The organism is Billgrantia antri, assembly GCF_017868935.1.
GTDB classification, from domain to species: Bacteria; Pseudomonadota; Gammaproteobacteria; order Pseudomonadales; family Halomonadaceae; genus Halomonas; species Halomonas antri.
In genome coordinates this window covers 1,102,838-1,116,160 of the sequence record NZ_CP053383.1, presented here as the reverse complement: position 1 = coordinate 1,116,160, position 13,323 = coordinate 1,102,838, and the positions used below count along the sequence as shown (strand labels likewise).

Sequence of the window (13,323 nt, the reverse complement as noted above, 5' to 3'; positions counted from 1 at the left end):
CTCCCCCTCTTCTATGGTTGTCGGCGGCCCCGGCTCATAGCTTGGCGGCGCGTAGCCTCAGTGCGTTGGCGATGACCGAGACCGAGCTCAGGCTCATCGCGGCGGCGGCGTAGATGGGACTGAGCAGCCAGCCGGTGAACGGAAACAGCACCCCGGCGGCCAGAGGCACCCCCAGGCTGTTGTAGACGAAGGCGAAAAACAGGTTCTGGCGGATATTGCGCATCACCCGGCGACTGAGATGGCGGGAGCGAACAATGCCGGAGAGATCCCCTCTCACCAGGGTCACCCCCGCGCTCTGGATGGCGACATCGGTCCCCGTGCCCATGGCGATACCGACGTCAGCCTCGGCCAGGGCGGGGGCGTCATTGACGCCGTCGCCGGCCATGGCGACCACGCGCCCGGCCTCGCGATGCTCGCGCACGATACGCCCCTTATCTTCCGGCAGTACGTCCGCTTCAATTTCGTCGATACCAAGTTGGCGCGCCACGGCTTCGGCGGTGGTACGGTTGTCGCCGGTGAGCATAACCAGGCGCAGGCCATCCTCTTTGAGCGTCCGGATCGCCTGTGCGGTGGTTTCCTTGATCGGGTCCGCGACACCGATGAGTCCCATGACCTGATCATCGGCCACCAGGAACATCACGGTTTGCCCTTCGGCTTGCAGCGTCTCGGCACGCTGCGTCCATTCCCGCGCCTCCACGCCGTGTGTTTCGAGCAGCCGGGCATTGCCAAGCGCAAGCTCGCGTCCTTCGACCCGACCGGTGACCCCCATGCCGGTCACCGCCTCGAAATCGCTGGCATCGCTCAGCTCGACATGATGCTCTTGCGCAGCACTGACAATGGCCTCGGCCAACGGATGTTCGCTGCCTCGCTCGAGGCTGCCGGCAAGTTGCAGCAACTGCGTTTCATCGCTGCCGGAAACGGGCTCGAGGGATACGACCCGGGGTTTACCCTCGGTGAGGGTGCCGGTCTTGTCGACGACCAGGGTGTCGACTTTCTCGAAACGTTCCAGTGCCTCGGCATTCTTGATCAACACGCCCGCCCGGGCCCCGCGACCGACCCCAACCTGGATCGACATCGGCGTCGCCAAGCCGAGCGCACAGGGACACGCGATGATCAGCACCGATACCGCGGCGATCACCGCGTAGGCCATCGCCGGCGGTGGCCCCCAGATCCCCCAGGCAATAAATGCCAGGATCGCCACGGTAACCACTGCGGGGACGAAATAGCCGGCGACCACGTCGGCAAGCCGCTGCACGGGCGGCTGCGAACGCTGCGCTTCGGCCACCATCTCCGCGATCTGCGAAAGCACCGTGTCCTCGCCGACCTTGTCGGCGCGCATGACGAAGCTGCCCTGACCACTCACGGTGCCGCCGATGACCGTGTCGCCCTCGCGCTTCTCGACGGGAAGGGACTCGCCGGTCACCATCGACTCGTCCAGCGTGCTGTGGCCCTCGAGCACCTCGCCATCGACCGGCACCTTGTCACCGGGGCGTACCCGTAGACGGTCACCGGTACACAGCTCGTCGAGCGAGACCTCCTCGTCATTGCCCTCGGCATCGATGCGTCGTGCGGTCGGCGGCGCGAGATCGAGGATCGCGCGCAGCGCACTGCCGGTCTTCTCGCGGGCGCGGGCCTCGATCACTTGACCGAGCAGGATCAGCACGACGATCACCGCCGCCGCCTCGAAATACACGCCGACCGAGCCATCGGCGTCACGGAAAGTGGCCGGGAATATCCCAGGGGCGAGCGTGGCGACGACACTGTAGCCATAGGCCGCCCCCACACCGAGGGCGATCAGCGTGAACATGTTGAGGTTGCGGGAGACGAGAGACCTCCAGCCACGCAGGAAGAATGGCCATCCGGCCCATAGCACCACGGGCGTGGCAAAGATCAGTTCGATCCAGTGCCCGCCGCCGGCGGGCAGCACCTCATCCAACCAAGGGCCGATGCCGGGTAGCATACTGCCCATGGCGACGAACAGTACCGGCAGCGTCAGCAGGCCGCCCACCCAGAAACGTCGGAACATGTCGAGGAACTCGGCGCTGCGTTCCTCTCCGGAAACGCGGGTGGGCTCGAGTGCCATGCCACACTTGGGGCAGTCGCCGGGCTCATCCTGCCGCACCTCCGGATGCATGGGGCAGGTATACTGGACCCTCGACGACGGTTGCGGCTTGACGGGTTCCAGCGCCATGCCGCACTTGGGACACTCCCCCGGCTCGTCGCTCTCCACGCCAGAACACATGGGGCAGAAATAGTTGGCCTTGCCACTGGGCTTCGACGCAGCCGCCGAGGTGGCGGCAAGCACGGCGTCCGGATCCTCGCGAAAGTGCTCGGCGCACTGCTTGCTACAGAAATGGTAACGCTCACCGCGATGCTCGACGCTCTCCGCCGAGGCGGGATCGACGCTCATGCCACAAACGGGGTCTTTTGCCATGACGAACCCTCCATTGTACAAAAGGTTCCTGTTGCGTGGTCGGTCGCCTTTCTCCTCGCTGATATAAACAGGTTACACCTTGCCACCGCCGTCGACCCGACTACCCCAGTGTCGCCAGCGAGGGAAACCAGTCGACCATGATGCTGGAAAGCCGCGTCATGGTGCCCGAGACAATGGCGATGCCCATCAGGATGACGATCGTGCCGGCGACTGGGCGAGCATAGGCGCTCCACCTACCCAGACGTTGCCGATGCAGGGTGAATCGATTGATCAGCAGGGTACTGGCGAGAAAGGGTAGCGCCAGGCCCGCCGAGTAGGCGCTGAGATAGAGCATACCGGCCTGGGCACTGGCGGCACTGGAGGTGGCCATCAGGATGGCGCCCAGGACAGGGCCGATGCAGGGGGTCCAGCCGATGGCGAAGGAGACCCCAAACACCGTCGCCGACAGCGGGGAGCCTCCCTGGACGTTCGGTGTGAACTGCAGAGTGCGCTGGAACAGTGACAACCGGAACACCCCGGTCATGAACAGGCCCAGCACGATTACCACCGTGCCGGCGACCCAGTTGAATTCCTGGCGATACCCCCGCATCAGTTGGCCGATACCGCTCGCGCCGAGCCCCAGCAGGATGAACACGATGCTGAAGCCGAAGATGAAGAAGACGCTGAGGATCAATGCCTCCAGCCGCCTGTCGGCCTTGCCGGCACTACCACCCGTGACCACCGACAGGTAGGCCGGCAACAGCGGCAAGGTGCAGGGCGAGAAGAAGGAGACCAACCCGCCGGCGAAGGCACCGATCAGACCGATAGAAGAGAGAGATTCCAAGGCGTTACGCTTCCTGGGGGGCAAGGTGCTGGGCGCGAAGCAGCCTGGGGCCAGCCGCCTGCTTCGCATTTGGTTAGGCAGAGGATTCTAAAGGTTGCGCCTACCTCAAGGTCAACCATGAATAAATGCCTTTGGATATAACGTAAAAGAATATACTCCTTTCCTCGAAAGCCCTTGACCTTAAAGTCGACTTTAAGGATATCGTGCGTAGTGCATCATCTGACACTTAGCAGAGATAAGGAAAGCGAGATGACCCTACAGCTAGGGGAGATAGCTCCCGATTTCACGGTCGAATCCACCGAAGGCACGCTTGGCTTTCATCAGTGGCTGGGCAAGGACTGGGCCGTGCTGTTCTCGCACCCCGCCGATTATACGCCAGTCTGCACCACGGAACTGGGCGCATTTGCCAGGCGTAAGGACGAGTTCGCCGCGCGTGGTGTCAAGCTGGTGGGGGTGTCGGTCGATCCCCTCGCCTCCCACCACGACTGGGCGGAGGATATCGAGCAGACCCAGGGCGCGGCCCTAAACTACCCCCTGCTGGCGGACGCGGACCAAGTGGTAGCGCAGTTATATGGAATGATCCACCCGAAAGCCGACCCCAAGGTGACGGTGCGTACCGTCTTCATTATCGATTCCGACAAGAAAATCCGCCTGACCTTGACCTACCCGCCCAGCACCGGGCGTAACGTCGACGAAATCCTGCGGGTCATCGACTCGCTCCAGTTAACCGACAAGCACAAGGTGGCCACCCCCGTCGACTGGCAAAACGGTGACGATGTCATCATCTTGCCGTCGCTCTCGGATGACGACGCCAAAGAACGTTTCCCCGAGGGTTGGAACGCCAAGACGTCCTACCTGCGAGTCGTGCGTCAACCGGACTAACGGAGCCACGGCTCGCGAATCAGGCCGCCTGTCCCACCTGTCCCAGACGGCCTGTCGGAAGCTCCGATTCACAGTGTCGTGAGGTGAAGCCATGCAAACACTCAGTATCGGCGAGCTTGCCGAACGCAGCGGGGTCGCCAGCCAGGCGATTCGTTTCTACGAGAAAGAGAAACTCATGCCCGCCCCCCAGCGGACGGACGCCAATTATCGGCGTTATCCCCTGGATGCCGTGGCCAGGCTGCAATTCATCGTCCATGCCAAGCAGTGGGGCTTCACGCTCGAGGAAATCCGTGAGCTGTTGATCCTCCAGGATGCCAACGGCGACCGGGCGCAGGCCAAGCGCATCGCCGGAGAGAAACTGCACAAGATCCGCGAGCAAATTCGACATCTCTCGCGGATCGAGGCCGTGTTGTCGAAAACACTCGACGAATGTGCGGGCGAAGGGCCGATGCAGGAAGGCTGCCCGATCGTCGAGGCCATCGCCGAGAAGGCCGAATGAGCGACATCGTCGCCTCCGGCAGTGTAACGCCGGAGTCCCGAAGCGCGCACGCCGGGCCGGCAGGTAACTAAGCCAGGAGACCACAGTAATGACGGAAAACGTCGATATCGAGATTCGGGGTATGTCCTGTGCGTCCTGCGTCGGACGGGTGGAGCGGGCCCTCGGCCAGCAGCCGGGCGTGATTAACGCTCAGGTGAACCTGGCCACCCAGAAGGCGACGATCCAGATGGAGGGAGGCTCCACGACAGCCAGCCTGCTCGACGCTATCGAAACGGCGGGCTATCAGCCGGTGGTGGAGAGCCTCGAGATTCCCGTCACCGGCATGAGCTGCGGATCCTGCGTCTCGCGGATAGAACGAGCGCTCGGCAAGCTGCCCGGCATGTTGGAGGTGAGTGTCAATCTCGCCACCCAGAAGGCTTTCGTCCGTTTCCTGCCGGGGACCGTATCGCTGGCACGTATTCAGCATGCCATCCGCGAGGCGGGCTATGAACCGCAGGAAACCGAGTCGCAGCAGCAGGCGGACGACGAGGATCGCGAGGGACGACAGCTTCTCCACCGGGTCATGCTCGCGGCAGTGCTCACCATCCCGGTGGTCATCATCGCCATGGGAAAAGTGATTCCCGCCTTTGATGCGCTCTTGGCGAGTCTGATGCCGCATCGCGGCTGGATGGGCGTCGAGTGGCTGCTGACCACGCCCGTGCAGTTCTATGCCGGGGCACGCTTCTATCGCGGTGGCTATGCCGAACTCCGGCATCTCAACCCGGGCATGAACAGTCTGGTCATGATCGGCTCGAGCGCCGCCTACTTCTATTCGGTCGCCGCCCTGCTGGTGCCCGGCTTTTTCCCGGCTGGTACCGCCGTGAGCTACTTCGAGGCGGCAGCGGTGATCGTGACGCTGATCCTGTTGGGACGCTACTTCGAGCACATCGCCAAAGGCCGCACCTCCGAAGCGATCAAGAAGCTCCTGCAGTTGCAGGAAAAAACCGCCCGCGTCATTCGCGATGGTGAAGCGGTCGAGGTGCCGATAGAGGCCGTCGTGCCCGGTGATCGCATCCTGGCCCGCCCGGGCGAGCGTATCCCGGTGGATGGCATCGTTGAGGAAGGCCATTCCTTCGTCGACGAGTCGATGATCAGTGGCGAACCGGTACCGGTTGCCAAGCAGCAGGATGCCGAAGTCGTCGGAGGCACCATCAACAAGAACGGCGCGCTTACCTTCCGCGCCACTCGGGTCGGTGCCGACACCGTGCTGTCGCAGATCGTCAAGATGGTGGAAGCGGCACAGGCCGAGAAGCCCCCAATCCAGCAACTGGCCGACAAGATCGCCGGGGTGTTCGTGCCCGCAGTGATCGTCATCGCCCTGATCACCTTCGGTGTGTGGTTCGCCTTCGGGCCGGCCCCGGCGCTGTCCTTCGCCTTCGTTACCACGGTGAGCGTGCTGCTGATCGCCTGCCCCTGCGCGATGGGCCTGGCCACCCCGACCGCGATCATGGTCAGTACCGGCAAGGGGGCCGAGATAGGAGTGCTGTTTCGCAAGGGCGCGGCGCTTGAGACGTTGGCCAAGATGGATACCGTCGTGCTCGACAAGACCGGCACCCTGACTCAGGGGCGACCCGAGCTGACCGACTTCGAAGTGATCGAGGGGCACGAGAACGAGGTGCTTCGCCTTGTCGCGGCGGTGGAAGCCCAGAGCGAACACCCCATCGCCGAGGCCATCGTGCGTGGTGCCCGAGCACGTGGACTCGAGCTGCCGGCCGTCAGCCATTTCAGCGCCGAGCCGGGCTACGGCATCGAAGCCGACGTCGCCGGTCACCGGCTTCACATAGGGGCCGATCGCTACATGAACCGGCTCGGGATTGGGCTCGGCAAGGCGGAAGAGCGCGCCAAGGCGCTTGCCGAGGATGCCAAGAGCCCCCTCTATGCCGCGGTGGACGGCCGACTCGCCGCGGTCATCGCGGTGGCCGATCCGCTCAAGGAGGGCTCGGTCGAAGCCATTTCAGCACTCAAGGCGCAGGGGCTGGAGGTGGCCATGCTCACCGGCGACAACCGTGGTACGGCCGACGCCATCGCTCGTCAAGTTGGCATTCAGCGCGTACTCGCCGAGGTGTTGCCTGACCAGAAGGCGGACGAGATCAAGCGACTACAGGCCGAGGGCGGCAAGGTCGCCTTCGTGGGCGACGGGATCAACGATGCCCCGGCGTTGGCGCAGGCCGACGTGGGCATCGCCATCGGTACCGGGACGGATATCGCCATCGAGGCCGGCGACGTAGTGCTGATGCGTGGCGACCTGAGGGGAATCGTCAATGCCGTGGCGCTCTCCAAGCGTACCCACCGGACCATCATCGGGAATTTCGTCTGGGCCTATGGCTACAACGTGGCGCTGATCCCCGTGGCGGCGGGCGTGCTCTATCCGTTCATCGGCGTATTGCTCAGCCCCATGCTGGCGGCAGCCGCCATGAGCGTCTCCAGCGTCTTCGTGTTGACCAACTCGTTGCGGCTACGCCGCTTCACGCCGGATATCGATGACGCTTCGCCGGTGACGAGCGGTGAACCCCAGACAGGTCAAGTCCACCAGGCCTAAGCAGCGAAAGTCAACAGGAGACCAGGATGATGGGAAGCGAAGCATGCACGTGGGGGATGGCGGGGATGGGGCTCATTTCCATCCTGCTGATTATTGCGTTGGTGCTTGGCGTCGCCGCGCTCGCCAAGTATCTGTTCTTCGGAAAGAAGCGTGATAGCTGACAACCAATCGCTACGACAGGTTCGATTCCCCGGGTTGATCAGAGAGCGATGAAGAGGCCGTTCATGAAGAAAATCATCTACTCCACTTATTGCCTTGCTGTTGTAGGGCTGTTCGGTCTCATTACGCTCCCCGCTCTGGCGGAGGAAACGGGGGGCGATTCTCTTGAAGGCCACCAGGCCATTAGTACAGCCGATACTGGAACACCCCTGCCCGCATCGATTACGGCATTATTGGATCAAGGACTCAAATTCCACGGAACCTTTAATGCCCCGGGAGATATACAAGGTTATGCCTTGTCCTATGATAATGAGCCCGTGGCGGCTTATATTCCCTCCACTTCCGACCACGCCATCATCGGTACCTTAATTGATCCTCAGGGCAACGCTGTAATGGAAAATCAACTTCAAGCTCTGGTGCTGGAACCGATGCTGGAAGCTACCTGGAGCGCGTTCGAGGACACTCGCTTTATTCCGGAAGGAGATGATGATGCATCACATGTCGTGTATACGCTGACCGACCCCAATTGTCCCTACTGCAATGCGCTGTGGAAGAGCTCACGGTCTCTAATCGATCAAGGTGAGCTTCAGCTTCGTCATGTGCTGGTCGGCGTTCTGTCAGAGGACAGTCTCCGCAAGGCGGCCGCGATCCTTGAGTCGAATGACCCAACCAAAGCCCTCGAAACCCATGAATTGAACTTCCGCAATGGCGGCATCAGTCCGGTGGTGCCGTCGGAGGAGAGTCGAGCGCTTCTTAGGCGGCATGCCCAGCTCATGCGCGAGGCCGGCGCCACGGGAACGCCGACCAGCTATTACCGCGATGAAGAAGGTAATGTGCAGCGCATCAATGGTGCGGTGTCGACCGACCGGCTTCGCAACATATTGGGTGTCGAATGACACGCCATAACGGCACAGGGGTGACATGAGATGTCATCTCACACAACTGAGATGAGTATGGCAAGCACGCTCGGTGTAAAGCACAGGCTCATATTGGGAGCTTCTGTGCTGATTGGCTTGGTGACCCTCTATTGGATCCTGATGGAGACCGGTGCCTTATCGACGCTCACCGATAAGCAGGCTCTGCGTGAGTGGGTTGGTCAGTTGGGTGTCTGGGGGCCATTGACCATTATCGCCATGATGATGGCGGCCATTGTCATGAGCCCGATACCCAGTGGGCCGATCGCCATGGTGGCCGGTGCGATCCACGGCCCTCTATGGGGGACGGCGTATGTGGTCATCGGTGCCGAGGCCGGCGCGTTGCTCGCCTTCGGCATCGCCCGCCTGCTCGGCTATGAGGTGATCCATCGCTGGTCGCGTACTCGTCCCATCCTCGACTGGCTGGGCAGAGAACGCTCTCAGACGGGGTTGATGCTCGTCGTATTCGCATCGCGATTGGTGCCATTCATTTCGTTCGATGCCGTCAGCTACGCGGCGGGCCTGACACCGCTGGCCTTCTGGCGTTTCTTGATTGCCACGCTGGCCGGGGTGGTTCCGACGGCGTACTTGATCGTCATGTTCGGCGAAGTCCTGATTACCGCCGACTCCCGTGGCCTCACGGTCGCGCTGATCCTCGCGAGTGGGGTCACGCTCCTGCCGCTCCTGGCGAGAGTTGTGTGGACTCGGCATCGAAAGCGACGGACTAGCTCGAATTGACGGTCTGAAGAGGCCGATCGCCTCGACCCAAGAAATCACGCGACTCAAGACGGAATCCCTATGCTCGTCAGAATCATTCCTGAACTCGGTCTCTTCGCGCTGATCATGGCGCTGGGCCTGGCGTTTATACAGGCGCTGGCTCCGTTAGCGGGCGTCACGCTCCGCCGCCCACTCTGGATGGCCTTCGCCGAGCCCATGGCATGGGGGCAGTTCGCCTTCTTGCTGGTGGCCTATGCCAGCCTGACCGCGAGCTTCCTGCTCGACGATTTCAGCGTGTCCTATGTGGCCAACAACTCCAACTCGATGCTGCCGTGGTATTACAAGCTCACGGCAGTGTGGGGGGGGCACGAAGGCTCGGTGCTGCTATGGAGCCTGATCCTCAGCGGCTGGGGCTTCGCCGTCAGCCTGTTCTCGCGCAACCTGCCGCGTGACATGCTGGCCCGTGTCCTGGGGGTCATGGGCATGGTCAGCACCGGATTCTTGCTGTTCATCCTGATCACCTCGAGCCCTTTTGAACGTCTGCTGCCGGGAGTGCCTCAGGACGGCGCCGATCTCAACCCGCTGCTACAGGACGTCGGGCTGATCTTCCATCCCCCCATGCTCTATATGGGCTATGTGGGCTTCTCGGTAGCTTTCGCCTTTGCCATCGCTGCCTTGCTGGGAGGACGGCTCGATGCCGCCTGGACACGCTGGGTGCGGCCCTGGACCAATATTGCTTGGGCTTTCCTCACCATGGGCATCGCGCTGGGTAGTTGGTGGGCCTACTACGAGCTGGGGTGGGGCGGCTGGTGGTTTTGGGACCCGGTGGAGAACGCCTCGTTCCTGCCCTGGCTGACCGGGACGGCGCTCATCCATTCGCTGGCAGTCACGGAAAAGCGTGGCACCTTCAAGAGTTGGACCGCCCTGCTGGCGATCTTTACCTTTTCGCTGTCGCTGCTGGGCACCTTCCTGGTGCGCTCCGGGGTGCTGACGTCGGTGCATGCCTTCGCCAATGACCCGTCACGGGGCATCTTCATTCTGGCACTGCTGGGGTTCACGGTGGGCGCTTCCTTGCTGATCTTTGCCCCTGCGTGCGCCGCGGATGAGCGGCAATGTGGGCTTCGGCTGGTTGTCTCGTGATGCGCTGTTGCTGATCAATAATATCCTCTTGGTCGTCATGACCGTGACCGTTTTGCTGGGCACGGTCTATCCGCTGATTCTCGATGCCCTGGGGCTGGGCAAGATCAGCGTCGGCCCACCGTACTTCAATACGCTATTCGTGCCGCTGACCGTGCTGCTCTGCGCCTTCATGGGGCTGGGCCCCGTGGCGCGCTGGAAGCAGATGGCGGGGCGCGAGTTGATGCGCCGACTACTTTGGTCCGGCATCGCCGCGCTGATCATGGCGGCGGCGGTGCCGTTCATCTACGGCGGAGAATGGAACGCCGCCGTGGCGCTGGGGCTGGTCATGGCCCTGTGGGTCGTGCTGGCGTTGATGCGTGACCTGTTCGACAAGACCCGCCATGCCTCCTCACCCCTGGCCGGCTTGCGCAAGCTGTCGCTGGCGCATTGGGGCATGGTAGTCGGCCATCTGGGCATGGCCATCACCATCGTGGGCGTGGCCATGGTGTCGAACTATGCCATCGAGCGTAACGTACGTCTTGCCGTGGGGGAGCGTGTCGAGATAGGCGGCTACAGCTTCACCATGACCGACCTGAGCGAGCGCCGCGGTCCCAATTTCCTGGCCGATACGGCAACCCTTGAGGTGGCACGTGATGGCCAGCATGTCACCACCCTACGGCCCGAGAAGCGATTGTATATTGCCCGCGGTCAGCCCATGACCGACGTCGCCCTTCGCCCTGGGCTGCTGCAGGACATTTACGTGGCGCTGGGCGAAGACTTGGGTGACGGTGCCTGGGCCATGCGAATCCAGATCAAGCCGTTCGTACGCTGGCTCTGGCTGGGGGCGTTGTTGATGGCCACTGGCGGTCTGCTGGCGGTGGCGGACCGTCGCTATCGGCGTCAGCGCTCAGTGGCAGCTGACTCCACTCTCCTCCGTGAGGTCCATACATGAAACGGCGACTGTTACTGCTTTTCCCCTTGCTGGTTTTCCTGGGACTGGGTTTCTTTCTCTATCGCGGCTTGACCATGGATCCCAGTGCCCGTGATTCGGCACTGCTGGCCCAGCAGTTTCCGGCCTTTACCCTCTCGACACTGAAGGATCCCGATGCCCGGGTCGATGAGTCCCTACTGCTTGAGCAGGTCACGCTGGTCAATGTCTGGGCCGAATGGTGCCCGACCTGCAAGGAGGAAATGCCCCAGCTGCTGACACTCGCTGAGCGCGGCGTGCGCTTGGTCGGCATCAACTACAAGGACACCCGCGTCAAGGGGCGGGAGTTTCTCGACGAGTTCGGCGACCCCTTCGAAGTCAATATCTTCGATCCGGATGGCGATCTGGGGTTCGAGCTCGGCGTCTACGGTGTGCCGGAGACCTTCCTCGTCGATGCCGAGGGCATCATTCGCTATAAGCACACGGGCTATATCACTCCCGAGGATGTCGAACGTGTCGTGCAGGAGGTGGGCAAATGGCGTTGATGACCCGGGCCGGCCTGCTGTTGCTCTTGTTGATAACGTCGGTCCCTGTGCTGGCGGATTCGGCTATCGAGGTGCGTGACTTCGAGAGGCCAGTAATGGCCGAGCGCTATCGTGATCTTACTGCCTCATTGCGCTGCCCCAAATGCGATGCCCAGGCCATCGACAGCTCGGATTCCCCGGTGGCTGCCGACATGCGCGAACGCGTTGCAGATTTGTTACGCGAAGGGCGATCCGATAAAGAAATCCTCGATTACATGGTCGCACGCTTCGGCGAATTCGTGCTTTATAACCCGCGACTCGACGAGCGTACCTGGCTGCTATGGGGATTGCCGTTCGTGCTGGTGATGATCGGGGGGTTTATCGTGGCGGTCTTCGTCCGCAAACGAAAGCATGCCCAGGTTCGAGCGCTCAGCGCCGAGGAGCGCGAGTACCTCAATGCCCTGTTTAACCGCGAGGGGAGCGAATGAATCTGCTCTGGTTGGGCATCGCCCTGTTACTGTTGCCTGCCCTGTGGCTCGTGATCCTGCCGCTGAGACGGACCCGCCCGCTGCACGATGCTCAGCAGGCCTTCGAAACCAAGCAGCGCACCGATGCCCAGAACGTGGCGGTCTATCGTCAGCGCCTGGCCTCGCTGGAAACGGCCCATGCACGCGGCGAGCTCGACACCGCGCGAGTCGAGGAGGGTCGGCTGGAGCTCGAACGCAGCCTGCTCGAGGATACCCAGGTACGCCGACGCACACCGCTCAAATCCCCCCAGGCCGGACGGTTGTTGGTGCCGCTGGTGATGGTGGCGTTGGTGGTGGCCAGTCTGCTCTGGTATCAACGGGAAGGCGCCGAGGGCGATCTGGCACTGTATGCCGTGCATCAGGAGGTGCGCAACTCGCCTGACGGCTCGCTGGCGATGCTGATCGAGCGGCTCGAGGAGCAGGCCAAGCGACAGCCGGACAATCCCAAGGTGTGGATGTCGCTGTTTCCGCTGTACCGGGACAGCAATCGGGGACGTGATGCCATCGCCGCGCTTGAGCGCCTGATTGAGCTGGAGGGTCGACAGCCTTCCCTGCTGGCGCAATTGGCACAGATCCAATTCTTCGTCGCCAATCGCTCGATGACCGAGGAGGTCCAGGCACTGGTCGACGAGACCCTAGACAAGGATCCGCGTCAGCCGACGGTGCTCGGCATGCTGGGCATCCATGCCTTCGATCGCGCCCGCTATGAAGAGGCTATCGATTACTGGCGACGCGCGATCGCCGGCTTCGACGACCCCGGCTCGGCGGAAGCGCTGCGGGAGGGCATTGCCGTGGCACAACAGCGCCTGGACGCCTCGTCCGACCAGGTCGATGCCCATCAGGCCGCGCAGGACGGCGCGTCGCTCGCGGTCAGGGTCGGCCTCGCCGAAGCGCTCCGCGAGTGGGCCGCGCCGGGCGACACGGTGTTCGTCGTCGCCCGCGACGTGGCCGGCGAACTGCCGCCGCTGGCCATCGAGCGGGCCACGGTCGCCGACCTACCGCTCGAGGTGACACTCGACGACGACGATGCCATGGCGCCCCAAGCACGGCTCTCCCAGGTTGCCGAGCTGCGCCTGACGGTGCGCGTCTCCGCGTCGGGCGAGGCCACCCCGCAGCCAGGCGACCTGATCGGCGAGGCGGGGCCGGTGACACTCGGCGAGGCCGACTCGCCGATCGACGTCACCATCGATCGCGTCGTCGAGTAATGCAGACCTATCGC

At 62.7% G+C, this 13,323-nt stretch carries 11 protein-coding genes and 1 pseudogene; 10 read left to right on the top strand and 2 right to left on the bottom strand.

From position 1 onward, the window contains the following. Positions 1 to 34: 34 nt before the first annotated feature. Entirely contained in the window at positions 35 to 2,434 is a 2,400-nt protein-coding gene (locus HNO53_RS05390; protein ID WP_209476830.1) for a heavy metal translocating P-type ATPase, read from the bottom strand. A 100-nt stretch (positions 2,435 to 2,534) separates the two neighbouring features. Beyond that, entirely contained in the window at positions 2,535 to 3,257 is a 723-nt protein-coding gene (locus HNO53_RS05385; RefSeq protein WP_023007339.1) for a cytochrome c biogenesis CcdA family protein, read from the bottom strand. Between the two features lie 249 nt (positions 3,258 to 3,506). Between HNO53_RS05385 and HNO53_RS05380 the strand changes: the two genes are divergently transcribed. The 10 genes and pseudogenes from HNO53_RS05380 (at position 3,507) to ccmI (ending at position 13,309) form a co-directional block, all read left to right on the top strand. Further along, positions 3,507 to 4,139, top strand: a complete 633-nt coding sequence (locus tag HNO53_RS05380) for a peroxiredoxin (RefSeq protein ID WP_023007340.1) — start codon at positions 3,507 to 3,509, stop codon at positions 4,137 to 4,139. Positions 4,140 to 4,230: 91 nt separating this feature from the next. After that, positions 4,231 to 4,638, top strand: a complete 408-nt coding sequence (locus HNO53_RS05375) for a heavy metal-responsive transcriptional regulator (RefSeq protein WP_087720525.1) — start codon at positions 4,231 to 4,233, stop codon at positions 4,636 to 4,638. 88 nt (positions 4,639 to 4,726) lie between these two features. Further along, on the top strand, positions 4,727 to 7,216 hold the full coding sequence (locus tag HNO53_RS05370; RefSeq protein ID WP_209476828.1) for a heavy metal translocating P-type ATPase: 2,490 nt from the start codon (positions 4,727 to 4,729) through the stop codon (positions 7,214 to 7,216). 26 nt (positions 7,217 to 7,242) lie between these two features. Next, complete coding sequence (locus HNO53_RS21565; protein ID WP_023005305.1) at positions 7,243 to 7,377, top strand: hypothetical protein; 135 nt, start codon at positions 7,243 to 7,245, stop codon at positions 7,375 to 7,377. A gap of 63 nt (positions 7,378 to 7,440) precedes the next feature. Beyond that, the gene (dsbG, locus tag HNO53_RS05365; RefSeq protein WP_209476826.1) at positions 7,441 to 8,271 is read left to right on the top strand and encodes a thiol:disulfide interchange protein DsbG; all 831 of its coding nucleotides are present in this window, start codon (positions 7,441 to 7,443) and stop codon (positions 8,269 to 8,271) included. A 57-nt stretch (positions 8,272 to 8,328) separates the two neighbouring features. Further along, the gene (locus HNO53_RS05360) at positions 8,329 to 9,027 is read left to right on the top strand and encodes a TVP38/TMEM64 family protein (RefSeq protein WP_209476824.1); all 699 of its coding nucleotides are present in this window, start codon (positions 8,329 to 8,331) and stop codon (positions 9,025 to 9,027) included. A gap of 60 nt (positions 9,028 to 9,087) precedes the next feature. Next, a pseudogene (locus HNO53_RS05355) lies at positions 9,088 to 11,077 on the top strand (heme lyase CcmF/NrfE family subunit). Further along, on the top strand, positions 11,074 to 11,598 hold the full coding sequence (locus HNO53_RS05350) for a DsbE family thiol:disulfide interchange protein (RefSeq protein ID WP_209476823.1): 525 nt from the start codon (positions 11,074 to 11,076) through the stop codon (positions 11,596 to 11,598). The pseudogene HNO53_RS05355 and the gene HNO53_RS05350 overlap by 4 nt, the downstream one beginning before the upstream one ends. Continuing rightward, complete coding sequence (locus HNO53_RS05345; protein ID WP_023005049.1) at positions 11,589 to 12,065, top strand: cytochrome c-type biogenesis protein; 477 nt, start codon at positions 11,589 to 11,591, stop codon at positions 12,063 to 12,065. Before HNO53_RS05350 ends, HNO53_RS05345 begins: the two co-directional genes overlap by 10 nt. Beyond that, positions 12,062 to 13,309: a c-type cytochrome biogenesis protein CcmI gene (ccmI, locus tag HNO53_RS05340; RefSeq protein WP_209476821.1), complete on the top strand. Its 1,248-nt coding sequence runs from the start codon at positions 12,062 to 12,064 to the stop codon at positions 13,307 to 13,309. Before HNO53_RS05345 ends, ccmI begins: the two co-directional genes overlap by 4 nt. Positions 13,310 to 13,323 lie beyond the last annotated feature (14 nt).

What these genes read in the sequence shown, in the direction of transcription:
- HNO53_RS05375 (WP_087720525.1), top strand. Translation starts at nt 4,231, where the DNA reads ATGCAAACACTCAGTATCGGCGAGCTTGCCGAACGCAGCGGGGTCGCC.
- HNO53_RS05360 (WP_209476824.1), top strand. Translation starts at nt 8,329, where the DNA reads ATGGCAAGCACGCTCGGTGTAAAGCACAGGCTCATATTGGGAGCTTCT.
- HNO53_RS05345 (WP_023005049.1), top strand. Translation starts at nt 11,589, where the DNA reads ATGGCGTTGATGACCCGGGCCGGCCTGCTGTTGCTCTTGTTGATAACG.
- HNO53_RS05390 (WP_209476830.1), bottom strand. Translation starts at nt 2,434, where the DNA reads ATGGCAAAAGACCCCGTTTGTGGCATGAGCGTCGATCCCGCCTCGGCG.
- HNO53_RS05380 (WP_023007340.1), top strand. Translation starts at nt 3,507, where the DNA reads ATGACCCTACAGCTAGGGGAGATAGCTCCCGATTTCACGGTCGAATCC.
- ccmI (WP_209476821.1), top strand. Translation starts at nt 12,062, where the DNA reads ATGAATCTGCTCTGGTTGGGCATCGCCCTGTTACTGTTGCCTGCCCTG.
- dsbG (WP_209476826.1), top strand. Translation starts at nt 7,441, where the DNA reads ATGAAGAAAATCATCTACTCCACTTATTGCCTTGCTGTTGTAGGGCTG.
- HNO53_RS05370 (WP_209476828.1), top strand. Translation starts at nt 4,727, where the DNA reads ATGACGGAAAACGTCGATATCGAGATTCGGGGTATGTCCTGTGCGTCC.
- HNO53_RS05350 (WP_209476823.1), top strand. Translation starts at nt 11,074, where the DNA reads ATGAAACGGCGACTGTTACTGCTTTTCCCCTTGCTGGTTTTCCTGGGA.
- HNO53_RS21565 (WP_023005305.1), top strand. Translation starts at nt 7,243, where the DNA reads ATGATGGGAAGCGAAGCATGCACGTGGGGGATGGCGGGGATGGGGCTC.